The organism is Shewanella sp. 3_MG-2023, from assembly GCF_030548765.1.
Taxonomy (GTDB): Bacteria; Pseudomonadota; Gammaproteobacteria; order Enterobacterales; family Shewanellaceae; genus Shewanella.
On sequence record NZ_JAUOSH010000036.1, the window covers coordinates 1 to 15786 of the forward strand.

Annotated in this window: 11 protein-coding genes and 1 riboswitch; of the genes, 10 read left to right on the forward strand and 1 reads right to left on the reverse strand. The window is 42.3% G+C overall.

Annotation, left to right across the window (positions count from 1 at the left end):
* The first annotated feature begins 490 nt into the window (after positions 1-490).
* The 6 genes from Q4591_RS17080 (at position 491) to Q4591_RS17105 (ending at position 6603) form a co-directional block, all read left to right on the forward strand.
* A complete protein-coding gene (locus tag Q4591_RS17080) occupies positions 491-1057 on the forward strand; it encodes a diguanylate cyclase (protein WP_102438690.1) in 567 nt (188 codons plus the stop codon).
* Between the two features lie 2 nt (positions 1058-1059).
* Positions 1060-2160, forward strand: coding sequence for a beta-ketoacyl-ACP synthase III (locus Q4591_RS17085; RefSeq protein ID WP_241903525.1), 1101 nt, complete (start codon positions 1060-1062; stop codon positions 2158-2160).
* Between the two features lie 3 nt (positions 2161-2163).
* A complete protein-coding gene (locus Q4591_RS17090; protein WP_102438686.1) occupies positions 2164-2847 on the forward strand; it encodes an iron-containing redox enzyme family protein in 684 nt (227 codons plus the stop codon).
* The gene (locus Q4591_RS17095) at positions 2840-3742 is read left to right on the forward strand and encodes a hypothetical protein (protein WP_102438684.1); all 903 of its coding nucleotides are present in this window, start codon (positions 2840-2842) and stop codon (positions 3740-3742) included. The genes Q4591_RS17090 and Q4591_RS17095 overlap by 8 nt, the downstream gene beginning before the upstream one ends.
* 1014 nt (positions 3743-4756) lie before the next feature.
* A complete protein-coding gene (locus Q4591_RS17100) occupies positions 4757-5422 on the forward strand; it encodes a DUF6795 domain-containing protein (RefSeq protein WP_303462073.1) in 666 nt (221 codons plus the stop codon).
* Positions 5423-5460: 38 nt separating this feature from the next.
* A complete protein-coding gene (locus tag Q4591_RS17105) occupies positions 5461-6603 on the forward strand; it encodes a lipase family protein (protein ID WP_303462075.1) in 1143 nt (380 codons plus the stop codon).
* 848 nt (positions 6604-7451) lie between these two features.
* On the opposite strand, the gene metH is transcribed toward Q4591_RS17105, so the two are convergent.
* Positions 7452-11168 carry a methionine synthase gene (metH, locus tag Q4591_RS17110; RefSeq protein WP_303462077.1) on the reverse strand — a complete coding sequence of 1239 codons (3717 nt, stop codon included), beginning with the start codon at positions 11166-11168 and terminating at the stop codon, positions 7452-7454.
* Between the two features lie 297 nt (positions 11169-11465).
* Here metH and Q4591_RS17115 point away from each other — a divergent pair, with 297 nt between their 5' ends.
* The 4 genes from Q4591_RS17115 to cobT all read left to right on the forward strand — a co-directional run bounded on the left by Q4591_RS17115 (position 11466) and on the right by cobT (position 15714).
* Positions 11466-12167, forward strand: coding sequence for a histidine phosphatase family protein (locus Q4591_RS17115; protein WP_102520145.1), 702 nt, complete (start codon positions 11466-11468; stop codon positions 12165-12167).
* Positions 12168-12305: 138 nt separating this feature from the next.
* Positions 12306-12478: riboswitch (cobalamin riboswitch) on the forward strand.
* A gap of 117 nt (positions 12479-12595) precedes the next feature.
* Positions 12596-13483 (forward strand): ABC transporter ATP-binding protein, encoded by an 888-nt coding sequence (locus Q4591_RS17120; protein ID WP_102438676.1) that lies wholly within the window; start codon positions 12596-12598, stop codon positions 13481-13483.
* Between the two features lie 41 nt (positions 13484-13524).
* Complete coding sequence (locus Q4591_RS17125; RefSeq protein ID WP_241901048.1) at positions 13525-14622, forward strand: iron ABC transporter permease; 1098 nt, start codon at positions 13525-13527, stop codon at positions 14620-14622.
* Between the two features lie 24 nt (positions 14623-14646).
* Positions 14647-15714: a nicotinate-nucleotide--dimethylbenzimidazole phosphoribosyltransferase gene (gene cobT, locus Q4591_RS17130; RefSeq protein WP_102438672.1), complete on the forward strand. Its 1068-nt coding sequence runs from the start codon at positions 14647-14649 to the stop codon at positions 15712-15714.
* The last annotated feature ends 72 nt before the right edge of the window (positions 15715-15786 follow it).

Below are 15786 nucleotides of genomic sequence, written 5' to 3' on the forward strand. Positions count from 1 at the left end.
AGGTTGAGTTAAACATGGTGTCTTCCTTTTCAATTATGGGGTACACCTAGGTTATTACAAGCTGCGTGCCAAGTTTTGAGGTAATCACTTAAGCAACTGATTTAAAGTGATTTTAAGTGATTTTAAGTAGTTTTAATCAAAAGGAAATCAAAAACAAATCAAAACATATTCAATTTACACCTGTGTGATAAATAAACAGTTAGTCATTTTAACCACCTAAGTAGTGAGTTTAGCTAACTCTTAATTGGCAAACCGCAAATACAAAAAAATAGTTTAATCAGTGGTGATATTATTAGGGTGGAAAGTGACATCTGAAATATGTTGGATCAGAGTAAACTAAATCCAAACACCGCCGCAGTCTCCAATACTTTTCAATAATGGGTGGCATGTTAAGTTCTTAACACAGTGCTTGAAAAGTACTTACAATTCAGGCTATAAGTGTTAGTGTTTTCGACCTTATTTACAATATTGACCAAAAGGAATTGGTGACATGGATACGTCACAGCTGCTTGTTAACTTTTTGCTTTTCATGCTATTGCCAATATGGGGGATAGCAGGCTTGGCAGATTGGTTTTGCCACCGCGCGACAAAAATTGAACTTACCTCAGGCGTAAAAGAAAGCTTCATGCATTCACTCATGGGGATCCAAATCGGCATTCCGCTAATACTGTGTCTTATGTATTACGTCAATGTACTCATCTTAATTATTAGCTTGTTCACTTGGATCTTACATGAGGTGGTTGCTCATGCCGATGTTAGGTATGCCTCGCCTAAGCGAGAAATCTCTATTTGGGAGATGCATGCCCATAACTATCTTGGCACACTGCCTATGTATATGTTAATCACTATTATTATTATCAACTGGCCGCAATTCCTTAATTTAATTAGTTTAAATTGGCAAGGGAATATGGACCTTGTACCTGTGGCAACACCCCATGGTGGCAGTGCTTACTTAGTCAGCTATTTGAGTTTTATGGCCGTAGTGTGTGTATTTCCGTATATAGAAGAAAATATTCGTTGTATTCGTGTGGCAATGCGAAAGAGGGCTGTAAGTTGAGTGTGTATATTAATAGTACCGGGCATTATCTTCCCGGCCCCGCCATCGATAATGATGAAATAGAAAACATCCTTGGCTTAGTTAATGGCAAAAAGAGTCGACTAAAACGCAAAATTTTACAATCAAATGGCATCAAAACTCGTCACTATGCCATTAACCAGCAACAACAAACGCAAATATCAAATAGTGAGATGGCTGCTCATGCAGGTCAAAACTGTTTAGATGCCAGTTTCATTTCGCCTAATCAAGTAGAAATGCTCAGTGTGGCCACAAGCCAAGGTGATTTAGTATTACCTGGCTTTGGCAGCATGGTGCAGGCTGAGTTAGATATCTCTAATGTAGAATTGCAAACCAGCCATGGAATTTGCTCAAGCAGTATGATGGCGCTTAAATCAGCTTTCACCAATATTAAAGCGCAAGAGTCTACCAATGCGTTAGTGATTGCCAGTGAACTTGCCTCTCGGCTATTTAAGCACACCCGGTATGAGCAAGTGAAAGGTGATGTAATTGATTTTAATGCCGAGTTTCTGCGTTGGATGTTATCCGATGGTGCAGGGGCGTTACTACTAGAAAATCAGCCACGTAAGACTGGTAAAAGTTTACGTATTGATTGGATAAAAAGCTTTTCTCACGCCGATGTATATCCGGTTTGCATGTCTGTTGGTACGGCAAAAGGTAGCGATAAAAGCTGGCAAGACTTTGCAACTTACAGCGAGGCAGAACAAGCAGGAGCCTTGTTATTACGTCAAGATGTCCGCTTGCTTGATAATATTGTGTCAGTCGGTGTCAATGGGTTTTTGAAGCTAATTCAGGATGAAATGTTTAGCGTTGATAAGATCGATCATGTGTTATGTCATTTTTCTTCCGCTTATTTCAAAAGCAAAATAGTCGATATGCTTGGTGTTGCTGGGGTGTCGATTCCTGAAGAAAAGTGGTACACCAATTTGTATGAGCGAGGTAATACTGGCTGCGCTTCAATTTTCATTATGCTCGATGAATTCTTAGCAACGCATTCTTTAGCCGCTGGCGAAACGTTATTTTGTATGGTGCCAGAAAGTGGCCGATTTAATTGTGCTTATATGCACTTAACTGTGGTGGAGTAATCAATGTCAGAGCAAATATTAACACCTACAGGCCAAGCATGTTTGCAATCGTTACTTAAAATCTGGTTCGATTTTGACTTAGCTTTGTCTAAAGTGCCCATTGTGAAACGATTAGAACAAGGTCGGTTAAGTCATCAAGATTACCAAAAGCTGCTGCTTAATTTGCGCCAACAGGTGATTGAGGGATCGCGTTGGATCACTCGCTGTGCATCAAGCTTTAATCGTGATTACTCCGATGTGCGCTCAATTGTGATTGCTCACGCTAAAGATGAACATAAAGATTTTATGCTACTTGAAAGCGATTATGTTGCCACTGGTGGTGAAGCAGAAGTGATACAAAATGCCAGTAAAAATATCGGTTCTGAAGCATTACATGGCTTCCTTATGTACCGTGCCAGTCAAGAAAACCCAATAGATCTCATTGGTGCTATGTGGATCATTGAAGGGCTTGGAAACAAAATGGCGAATAAGTGGGCTGAGCTAGTTGAAGAGCAGCTTGAAGTACCAAGCTCAGCAACTTGTTTTATGCGTTATCACGGTGAAAACGATGAACATCACCTTGAAGAACTGTATAAATTAGTGGATCGGGTCGCAACTGATGATGTCGCCATTAAAGCCATTGAACGCACGGCAAAAGTGGTTGCCAGACTGTATATGCTGCAGTTAGAGGAGGTTGATAATGGCTAGTCAAAGTGCATTTATTCGCGCAATTTCAAGGGATAATTCATTACCCATAGAACAGGCAGCACTAGATCTTTGGATTAAAGATTTACAAAACCCGTTCCGTTGGACCTTAAGGCCTGTGTTGCAGCTGTTTTTTGCTATGCTTTTGCATCTAACATGGTTCTTAAAGCGTTTGCCTTTGCCTCAGTTTAGTAGTCATTCTTTTTTACAAAAAATGATCTGCTGGTTTTGCAAACATCTGGTTTCTCCAGAAGCTAATTTATTAATTTTAAGACACTTTTCAACAGAGTCGAATGTACTTAACTTTTTGGCTGAAAACTCAGTTGTTGAGCAATTAGATGTTGATAACTCTCAGGTAGCAAGTTCTCGGTTAGATAGCGGCTCGAAAGCGAGTTCTACAAATAGTCTATTTGTCGATTTATACCCCAAATGTGTCGATGATATGCTGCGCGATACATTTGTGATGCATGACCAAGAATTATTCGAGGCTTTTTATCGACTTGGAAATGCAAAGAATGCACAGCCAAAAGAGCACGCCAAGCTGAATTGGGAGCATTGGCAAACTATAAACATGGATGAGTTTGATTTGCCGCGAAAACGTACTCAAGTGATTGATTTTGAAACAGCCCATGCGTTGTTTATGTGCTTATTTTGCTTTTTGCTTAAGCGTGATGAATATAGAGACGCTATTAATGGCTTTAACCTCGACCAGTCAATTGCTATTCGCATTGGCCGCATTATTGATAAGCCTGAGATCGTTGAAATGGCCTACAACAAATACCCACATTACTTAGTTGGCCCTTGGAATCTAAGCCAGCGTTTTTTAATGCATGGTTTTTTTACTGAGTATTTATATGCAGAACTAGAGCAGCTAAGAAAAACAACTGAACTTCAGTAGCATGAAGCTAAACGAGTTTAGGCTGCTATTTCTATCAGTCCTGTCTCATATCGGTCCTATTGTTCATCAGTAAAGTGATGAACGATAGGGCTAAAACGAAAGCTAGTGCAGGGTTCACAGGGTTAAAGTACCTTAGTTTTGTGTAATTAGAATTCAATAGAACATCAAGTTTCACAGAGTGGTTAAGGTGTCAGCCATGCTAAAAATGTTGGCGAACTTAGCTGCTTGGGGTGGGCCATGTAATTGTTTTTTGGGAAATGGGTTTTATGATTAGGTTTATTACTATTCTTTTATGGCCTTGCGGCCAAGGTAAGTCGTGGCGCTTCGCCTCATACTTTGTAAAGAGTGCGGCCAAAAAGGGGGGGGAACTGCGACACGCTCTTACTTTCGGTAAACATTGACTTAGCAGCCCCGACGAAGTTGTTATCCTTAGTGTATTTTGAAAATAGCTAACGCTTTTGGTGGGGTATCCATATCTCGCCAAATTCGGCCTACTGGCCAAGGTAAGTCGTGGCGCTTCGCCCACACCAGACCAAAAGGGTGTGAACTGCGACACCCTCTTACTCTCTGTAAACATTGGCCCCGCAGCCCCGACGAAGTGGCACTTGGTAAATATTAGGCTTGTGCTAATTTAAGTGAATTGACTACCGCCTCAGATTCGCCATCCATGGCTCAAATGAGGCTATCTCGGCAACCATGCCGAGCTCACGTCAATTCACTTAACGCACTCGGACACTTCCAGCGGGGAATCTCCAGCGTCTGACTTCATTTGAATTGATGGGGTTTAGATTTAGTTTACTCTGCCCCCACTTTTATTTGAAAAGCGTTCACGATCTCGCCCTGATTCTTCCCCCACTTGTTTACTCTCACTTATTTATTATTACTTTTGATGTATACCTCTACTTAACTAATTAATATGGGCTATTGAGTTTAAATTTTTGATTGATTATTATTGCTGTATTAATTCAAACTGGTATGGATATGGTATTAATTTAAATTATCAGTACCATTAATATGGATATAAAACAGGTTCTTATGTCAAAGGCGTTGTTTGATAATTATCGTCGTCCTATCTTGATATTTTCTTCTATATTACTACTTTTTATTTTTTTATCATTTTCTTCACTAGGAGAACAAGCGATGTTTAGTTTATTTAAGCGTTATGATGTAGAGCTATCTCCAGTCGTGAAAGGGCGAATAACTGACGGTGGTAAAGCTGTATCAGGTATGGAGGTTGTCAGGGAGTTGTCATATTCTGGTTATGATAATGGCAAACTTATTATTGATTATGCACTGACGGATATAAATGGTGAGTTTTCTTTTGATGAGCTTATTGTTAAATCCAAATCGCCCGGAGATATTTTCGGACAAGATGCTCCAGTAAAGCAGTATATCTTTTTTCATAAAGATATAGATGAATCTACGGATGAAAATAATGAGCATTGGCTTTGGAGAGTAAGTAAACACTGGACGTCAGTTCCTTTTTTAAATAACTATCTAAATCAATTAAACACTGACTTACAAAATAAAGAACTGCATTACGAGTTTGATTTAACCGAGTATGGCTTAAGAGCTGACCAAATGGTTATTTCAACATGTTATTGGCAAGGAAATAAAATCTCAGCTTATTACGGAGATGATCTAGAGGAAGTAACTAGTTTTGATGACTTAGAGGATTAAAACTAATTTACTGAACATAAATATTTTAAGGACAAAATATGACTGCAATACCTCCTAACTTAGCTTCAAGGTTAGCTTTATTGGCTTATGATGTTGAGGGAACACCGAATAAATTAGATGTAGATCGAGTGATTAAAAAACATTTCAAGTTTAAAACTTCTGATGTACATCAAGGAACTACAGGTGGATTTTTTTGGCGCGAAACAACGGGGTTTGTATTAATAGGCCAAGGGCATAGCCTGCAACATAAAGGTGATCATGTCATTGCTGTTCGAGGTACTGCGAGTTTAGCTGATGCGCTTACTGATGCAACTTGTCATACAACAAGTAGTGATACCGGTACACAAGTACACACTGGCTTCCAGACGACGTTTGCTTCTTTTCGAGATGCGCTTGAAGGATATATATCAAAACCTGAAGTATTAAATAGTTCAGGGGTAATTCATTGTATTGGCCATAGTTTAGGTGGAGCACTAGCTACACTAGTTGCAGATTGGATCAAGTCTAAATATGGTAAAACAGTATATCTCTATACCTTTGGGTGCCCTAGAGTTGGCAAGAAAGATTTTGCAATAAAAAGTAGTTCTAGAATTGATAAAATTTTCCGATGTGTTCATGGTGCAGATCCCGTTGCAAAGGTACCTGTTTGGCCATTTTATCACGCACATATTAATGGGAGTGAATATGTTTCTTATAGAGCCCAAGGTGTGGATGTCTCTGCTCACTCAATGTTAAAAGCTCCAGGGTATATTAATACTACCAATTTTTCGGACTGGGGGGATATATATAGCCAACAGGCTGGCTCAATATTAGAGCGAGTTGTTCTCAATTATAATAATCGAATTCAAACTACTTATTCAGCTCACTGGGCTGATAAAATTGCTGCAGCATTAATGACATTAATGATTGATGGTGGCTTTCACAATGCAGTATTAGCACTTCAGCATGGAGGTGCTGCCATAGGTTCAGTTTATGACTTTATGGCTAGTTGCACGGTTAAAGTTGCGAGTATGGCCGGCCTTGAAGATCAAGTTAGAGGTTTGTTAGGGCATATGCTTGTATTTGCTGGGAAAGGTGCAGATATTGTTATTAATTTCACAGTGTCATTTATTAAGTGGGTCTTTTCAGTCACAATAGGTCGGTTAATGAACTCAGCTAAAATGGCTTTGAAAAATCAGTAGCGACCATTAGTGATTCTTGGAACGATGACAGGTTAATATTGATATAAGTTCTAGTTTAAAACGAGTCAACTCAGAGAGAACTCGTTCATCAAACAAACTTGCAGGCTCAATGGGGGTATTTAGCGTCAAACTTCATTTGGGTGAGAGTTGAATTGACCCCCACTTATTCAAAAAACCTAGATATATTTTTTCGTCCAAGCCTATATCTGGGCAGACTAGGATATTGTTACGCAGAGAAGAAAGTTTCACAGTTTCACCTGAAATAATGACCGCTTGTGATTGGAGTGAGCATTTATTGCTTTCTGTAACGGACCACTTTTTTAATTGTTCTAACGGAGCTGGCTTACCTGAAATAATAAATACTTTACTGCCTCCAAATATATTGGGTCAGAGTAAACTAATCCAAAGACCGCCGCAGGTTCCAACTACCCCCATTTCAAGTTGCGGAATACGATGATAAAAATAACCTAATAACTACCAAGGTTTTCTTTAATGATAGGGCTGTTTACACGTATCGTAGTCACAAGTAAGCCCAAATCGAAGAGATTGAATATCAGGTGTAAGCGCGGCTGTGACCGTCCATGACATGGACGTCATGGCCGAGCTTTCAGGGATGAACTTGCAGCGTGTCATAGTCGTGCTTGCACGAAGGCCTGCGGCAGGCAATGGGTTACAATGAGCCTAGGGTTTTAGATTAATTAATCAAGACCTTAAATGGTTAAATTTAGATGTAAAAAATGTGGCACATAGGCCACATTTTTAATCCAAATTAAGTTTGGAAATAGAGTAATCAATGATTACTCTGGATCACTCTCTACTCAGGATCACTCTCTACTCAGGATCACTCTCTATTCAGGGTCATAATCCAACACTGGTGATAACCACTTCTCCGCTTCTGCCAATGTCATTCCTTTACGCTCAGCATAATCCTCAACTTGATCTTTACCAATATTGGTCACCCCAAAGTAACGTGATTTAGGGTGAGCAAAGTACCAGCCTGATACCGCAGCGGTTGGGAACATGGCATAACTTTCAGTGATATTAAGGTCAATCGTTTCATCGGGTTTTAGTAAATCCCATAACAAGCCTTTTTCAGTATGATCAGGACAGGCTGGGTAACCAGGTGCTGGGCGAATACCTTTGTACTTTTCACGAATAAGGGCTTCGTTATCCAATACTTCATCTGCAGCGTAACCCCAAAATTCTTTACGTACCCGTTCATGCATACGCTCTGCAAAGGCTTCAGCTAAACGGTCGGCTAGGCACTTAAGCATAATGGCGTTGTAGTCATCATGGTTGGCTTCAAAACGTGCCACATGTTCATCAATGCCGTGGCCTGCGGTAACAGCAAAGCCGCCCATGTAGTCGGCGACGCCTGAGTCTTTTGGCGCGACAAAATCAGCCAGGCAGAAGTTGTCATTGCCCACACGTTCAAGCTGCATCCGCAAGTGATGGGTGGTCATTTCAACTGTGGTGCGTGTTTCATCTGTGTATAGCTCAATGTCGTCATGGTTAACGGTATTGGCAGGGAATAAGCCAATGACCGCTTTGGCAGTAAGCCATTTTTCACTGATGATGGTTGCAAGCATGGCTTTACCATCGGCATAGAGCTTACGGGCTTCTTCACCGACAATTTTATCATCTAAAATTTCAGGGAAGTGACCATGCAGCTCCCAGCTTCTGAAAAACGGCGTCCAATCGATGCGATCCACTAGATCTTCTAGTGGGTAATCATCAAATACTTGGCGGCCCAATTTGTTCGGTTTAAATGGGGTGTAGTTATCCCAATCGTGTTTACAGCGGTTTTCACGGGCAGCGTCAATTGACACTATGGTTTTGCGTTTGGTTTGTGATAACCGCTTTTCACGCATGATGTCGTATTCAGCATAGGTTGCATCAATGGTGGGCTGGCGAGTGTCGTTATTAACCAGTTTTGACACCATAGGCACGGCGCGCGAGGCATCGGCAATGTAAATTGCACCATGTGGATAATGTGGGGCAATTTTTACTGCGGTATGAATTTTTGAGCAGGTTGCACCGCCAATAATCGCCGGAATGGTTAACCCTTCTCGGTGGAAGGTTTTGACGTTATGTACCATTTCATCAAGGCTTGGGGTAATAAGCCCTGACATACCAATAATATCAATATTGTGCTCTTTTACGGCTTCGAGGATTTTTTCAACTGACACCATGACGCCTAGGTCGAACACTTCAAAGCCGTTACAGGCTAGCACCACGCCGACAATGTTTTTACCAATATCGTGCACGTCACCTTTTACGGTAACCATTAAAATTTTACCGTTTGATTGACCTTCAACTTTTTCCGCTTCAATGTATGGGTTTAAATAAGCCACGGCTTTTTTCATTACCCTAGCCGATTTAACGACTTGCGGCAGAAACATTTTGCCTGAGCCAAATAAGTCACCGACCACATTCATCCCATCCATTAATGGCCCTTCAATCACATCAAGTGGGCGGGTGGCAGCGGCGCGCGCTTCTTCGGTGTCTTGGTCGATAAACTCAGTAATGCCTTTCACTAAGGCGTGGGATAAGCGCTCATTAACGGGCAGACTACGCCAAGCTAAGTCTTCCTTTTTAGCCACTTGTTTGCCGTCACCACGAAAACGCTCAGCAACATCTAGTAGTTGCTCAGTATTGCTTGAGTCGGCAACGGGGCAAGGTAAATTCAGTACCACATTTTCGACTTTTTCTTTTAAGTCTTTGTCGATGTCATCAAATATGGCTAACTGACCTGCGTTAACGATACCCATGTCCATGCCCGCTTGAATCGCGTGGTATAAAAACACCGCATGAATGGCTTCGCGGACTGGGTTGTTACCACGAAACGAGAACGAGACGTTTGACACACCGCCAGAAATCATTGCATGGGGTAGAGTGGCTTTAATGTCTTTAATGGACTCAATAAAATCGACGGCGTAGTTATCGTGCTCGTCAATGCCGGTGGCAATGGCAAATATATTCGGGTCGAAAATGATGTCTTCTGGGGCAAAGCCAACCACATCAACCAGTATGCGATAGGCGCGGGTACAGATTTCGGTTTTACGGGCGCGGGTATCGGCTTGGCCATCTTCATCAAATGCCATCACAATAGCGGCTGCGCCATAGCGTTTCACTAAGGTGGCTTGCTGAATAAAGGCTTGTTCACCTTCTTTCATCGAAATGGAGTTAACAATCGACTTGCCTTGAACGCATTTAAGGCCAGCTTCAATCACGTCCCATTTTGATGAGTCGATCATGATAGGCACGCGGGAAATATCAGGCTCTGAGGCGATTAAGTTCAAGAACTTTTTCATCGACTCGACGCCATCAAGCATACCTTCATCCATGTTGACATCGATGATTTGTGCGCCGTTTTCAACTTGCTCACGCACGACATCTAGGGCCTCTTCAAACTTTTCTTCTTTAATTAACCGCAGGAATTTGGCTGAACCTGTGACGTTGGCGCGCTCGCCGACGTTAACAAATAATGAGTTGCCATCAATGGTTAATGGCTCAAGCCCTGATAAGCGACAGGCAACGGGAATATCAGGTATGACACGTGGCTCATGGCTGATAACGGCATCGCGAATAACGCTAATGTGCGCGGGTGTACTACCACAACAGCCACCCACAATATTGAGCATGCCTTCTCGGGCCCAATCACTGATCACTTCGGCCATTTCTTCTGGGGTTTCATCGTAACCGCCAAACTCATTAGGTAAGCCAGCGTTAGGGTGGGCAGAAACATAACATTCTGCAATCCGTGATAACTCTTCAACGTAGGGACGCAACTCTTTTGGGCCAAGGGCGCAGTTAAGGCCAATGGATAATGGTTTGATATGGCGCAGTGAGTTGTAAAAGCCTTCGGTGGTTTGCCCTGTTAGGGTACGACCTGAAGCATCAGTAATGGTGCCTGAAATCATTACAGGTAGCCGATCACCAATTTGATCAAACACTAATTCGATGGCAAATAATGCGGCTTTGGCGTTGAGGGTATCAAAGATGGTTTCGACCATGATGATATCTGCGCCGCCATCAATTAATGCACGGGTTGATTCAACATAGGCTTCGACTAATTGATCAAAAGTGATATTACGAAAACTGGGGTCGTTTACATCTGGGCTGATAGAGCAAGTGCGGTTGGTTGGCCCAAGCACCCCTGCAACATAGCGTTTAATACCCGTTTGCGCAGTAACGTCATCAGCGGCTTCACGGGCAACTTTGGCGCCTTCAAGGTTAATTTCTGCTGACAACGACTGCATGTCGTAATCGGCCATAGCAATCGTGGTGGCATTAAAGGTATTGGTTTCAATAATGTCAGCACCCGCTAACAGGTATTTAGTGTGGATATCTTTAATGATTTGGCGTTGGCTTAGCACCAACATGTCGTTGTTGCCTTTTACGTCACAGTGCCAGTCTTTAAAACGCTCACCACGATAGTCGGCTTCTTCCAGTTTGTAGTCTTGAATCATTGTGCCCATGGCACCATCGAGGATAACTATGCGCTGTTTTAGCGTATTTGTAAGTTGTTCAAGTACCTGACTGTAGGAAGTCGACTTCGCCATAACGTATTACCTTAATTGCTTTTATGCTAATCACTTAATCGAGCGTTAAATAACACGCTAACTTAAGTAGTTAGTGGATTGTGTTAACGGTTTTAGATGAAATAAGCATACCTTTATTTATGCTTTTATAGGGCAGAATAATGCGAAATCCCCTGTAATAAAATTCATCTTAAAATATTTTGTTTGGACATTTAAACGTATAGACGTCCATAATACGTTTAAATAGATTGTAAGAGCAAGCCCATTGCTCACACTAAAAACATAAGCCAATTGAAACGGCCGATGGAGTCTCCTTAGATGAAGCAAGCTAAGATAATATTGTTACGCCATGGCCAATGTGAGGGCGACAGTATTTTGCGGGGTAAAACCGATGTGGCGCTAACTGATTTGGGGCTAACGAACATGCACCAGAGTGCGGCTAAGCTAGGGCTATTAGGTTGTTTGCCATCACTGCAGCTATACAGTTCGCCTTTGGTGCGCTGCCATGCGTTTGCCGCTGAATTAGCGCAGCAGTTAAACCAAGTGAGTGCTGATTTAGCTTTACAGGTTGAGATAATGTCTCAATTACAGGAAATTGATTTTGGCTTGTGGGACGGAAAAAGCTTTGCAGAGCTTTATCAGCATAGCGCTAAAGCGTTAGATGCCTATTGGGATAACCCTTGGGAGCATGGCGCGCCCCAAGCTGAGCCCATGGCTGAATTTGAACAAAGGGTGGCGCAGGCTTTTGCGCAAATAACCTTGCAAGCTTACAACTTGGCTGAAGCTCATACTGCTGAGGCTAATAGTGCTAAGGCAACAGCATCAGCCACTGCTCTGGTAGTGACTCACGGTGGAGTTATCCGTCATATTATCGCTTTGGTGTTAGGGCTTGAGCGCTGTAAAGGGCTATATGGACAACTGAATATAGATTATGCCGCGACGGTAACCATTGATGTGTTTTGGCCTGAAGCTGATGATAAATCGACTAAACCCGTCTATCGTTTAAACTGGAATAATTAGTTTTAGCCTAAAATTAGCAGAAAAAACTAACTTCACTTAGGCAGATATACCGTACAATATAAGCCGCATTTATTAAGTGCAATAAAATTTCAAATTAAGTCAATTTAGCTGCAGTTGAGTGCTTGTGTGAAATGCTTTAAGCAACACCAGTATCAAGCGGTTCGCTAAATGAGTAGGGAATCGAGAACTAGCCTAAATGCTGTTTAGCTCGAACTGTACCCGCAACTGTAAAATAGCATCTCATCACTTGTAAGATAAGTGATTAATGAATGCCATTAAGTCAGATACCTAGCTTAGTTTTTCTTGCTGAATTAGCAGCACCTAACAACAACTTGAGCGGGTAACTCAGGCGGAGTTTGTATCGTGATCAGTATTAAAACCCCAGATGTGGCTAAACATGCCTCTTGGATAACCGCAGGGGTAGTATCTTGACTACTGCGGCATTAACAGTTGATCAGCTAAGCTGGTCAGTTGCAGACAATGAGATCCTTTCTCAAGTCAGTTTTGCCTTGCAACGTGGTGAAATGCTAGGGCTTATTGGCCCTAATGGTGCGGGTAAATCCAGCTTACTGCGCTGCTTGTATCGCTATATCACCCCTGATGCTGGCAAAATCAGCTTATTTGGCGACAATATTAATGGTTTTTCTCATAAACAATTGGCCACTAAGGTTGCCGTTGTGCAGCAAGAGTCACCCCATTATTTTGATATGACCACCCATCAACTGGTTTCTATGGGCTTAACGCCCCATAAAGGCCTTTTTGAAACCAATACCCAAGCAGATGCAGATGATATTGCCAAGGCGCTGGCTAAAGTGGGTCTTGAGCACAAAGCCTTGCAGCAATATGAGCAGTTATCTGGCGGTGAAAAACAGCGGGCATTAATTGCACGGGCTATCGTGCAAAAGCCGCAGTTATTGATCCTTGATGAGCCGACTAATCATTTAGATATTCGCTATCAAATCCAAATTCTTGAGTTGGTTAGGCAACTTGGCATTAGCGTGATTGCCTCTATTCACGATCTTAATTTAGCCAGCGCAATGTGCGATAGATTGCTGTTACTTGATCAAGGAAAGTGCATCGCTCAAGGTTTACCTGATGAAGTATTAACAGAAACCATTTTGGGGAACGTGTTTGATGTTTGCTGCCAAATATCAAGTCACCCACAGCACGGTAAACCGTTAATTACTTATTTTTATGGTTATCAAAGTCATTATGACAATGCTAATCAAAACACTTGTCAAAGCTCGCAGCAAAACGCATATCCAAGCTCTGAACAAAAACATGGCCAATCAAACCACGGGCAGGGCGATAAATGACAGCCATTGATGCCACACAATCAGTGAAGCTAGCAAAGCAGATGAGTTTAAGTTTTAAGCATAAGCTACTGCTGTTTGTTACTGCCATAGTGACCCTAGTTACTCCAATCGCCGCGGCAAGTTTCGGCGCTGCTAATATCAGTTTTGAACAAGTCGTTAGCTTGTTTGCTAATTTGGCATTAGGTACAGGTGAAACAGATTCACTAACGCAGCGGATTGTGTTTGAGCTGCGTTTTCCAAGAATTATTTTAGCCTTTGTGGCAGGCGCAGGTTTGGCGCTTGCGGGCAGTGTATTGCAAACGGTGACACGTAACCCGTTGGCGGATCCCTATTTATTTGGTATTAGCTCTGGGGCGTCATTTGGGGCGGTATTAGTGCTGAGCTTTTTTGGCAGCCAAGGCTTAGTGCTGCAATGGTTAGGAGAGTCTTCTGGTCATCTTGCCAATGCTATTTTACGTTCAGGCTTATTCAGTAATGATGCCTGGTGGTCTTGGTCATCCATTAGTTTACCAATTGGCGCTTTTATTGGTTCGAGTTTATCTGTGCTGTTGGTATTAGGTTTATCTGGTTTTGGTCGTGCTAGCCAAGTTGAGCGGATGCTATTGTCTGGGGTGGCCACCTCTTTCATGTTCGGCGCGCTAACCAGTTTGGTACTGTATTTTTCAAGCCCTCAAGCGGCGGCTTCAGTATTATTTTGGAGTTTGGGCAGCTTTGCTAAAGCTAGCTGGGCAGGCCTGGTTATCCCATCTGTGGTGGTAGTTTGCAGCATATTAATTATTTTAGCTTTTAAGCGTCAGGTATTAGCCATTCAAGCGGGGGATGAAACGGCGCACTCCTTAGGGGTTAACGTCGCCAAAATTCGCTTAGCAATGCTTATTTTGTGTTCATTAATTACCGCCACGCTGGTGGCAAGTTGCGGCGGCATTGGCTTTGTTGGCTTGATGATCCCTCATACCGTGCGGCTGCTCTATCCTGGGCAACAACCTATTATGATGACGGCATTAGTCGGCGGCATATTTATGGTATGGATTGATGTATTAGCCCGTTGTTTATTAGGCAACCAAGAGTTGCCGGTAGGTATTATCACTGCCGCAATTGGTAGTGTATTTTTTCTTTTTGTATTACGTCATCGTCGATGAGATTGCAGTTTTGGAGAGTAAGGGATGTTTGCGGTAGATCCAGTTAGTCATAAATTTGATGATCAAATACAGCATAAAATTAATCAGAAAACTAAGCCGCTAGGGGCGCTAGGGTTACTCGAAACGCTAGCAATGCAGATTGCGCAAGTGCAACTAACGCCACAAGCTAATATGAAACCAAAGTACAATATTAGGCATAAGTTGAGTATTAATAAGCCTGCTATGTTGGTGTTTGCTGGCGATCATGGTATTGCTGCTCATGGGGTATCGATTGCCCCCAGTGAAGTTACTCAACAAATGGTGGCTAACTTTGCCAATGGCGGCGCTGCGATTAATGTCTTTTGCCGTCAAATGGGTTTAAACCTTGAAGTGATTGATTGCGGCATGTTGCAGCCAGTTGATGACCCTCGTATTACTCAGCATCGTTTAGGCAATGGCACTCAAGCAATTCATCAAAAAGCGGCCATGAGTTTATTAGCGGTTAAAGATGGCTTTAGCTATGCAAGTGAAGTGGTGCAACGTCACTATGATTCAGGTTGTAACCTGATTGCGCTTGGTGAAATGGGCATTGGCAATACCTCGTCAGCTGCGGCGATTATGGCCGCATTATTAGGCTTAGATATTAAAGAGTGTGTCGGCCGAGGTACGGGGATTGATGATAGAGCCTTTGCTCTTAAAACCGAGTTATTGGGTGTAGCGCTTAACCTGCATAGAAGTAAATTTACCGATCCGGTTAATGTACTTGCCTGTGTTGGCGGCTTTGAAATTGTGCAAATGACAGGCGCTATTTTAGCGGCCGCTGAGAAAAAGATGCTGGTGGTTATTGATGGCTTTATTGCAACCGCAGCGGCATTAGCCGCAGTTAAATTACACCCTGATGTAAAAGATTACTTAATTTTTGCTCACCAATCAGATGAGCAAGGCCATATTAAAATGCTAGCCGCAATGGATGCTAAACCATTATTGCAATTAGGGTTTAGACTAGGTGAAGGTACAGGCGCTGCGCTATCACTGCCAATCATTGAAGCGGCGGTGAACTTCTACAATGATATGGCTAGTTTTGAAAATGCCGGCGTAAAGTCAGTGGTGTAATTGCGCTGCGAATCGAGAAGTAAATCGAGAAGTAAATAACGCAGTAAATATTAACGCTGTGATAGCCAATTA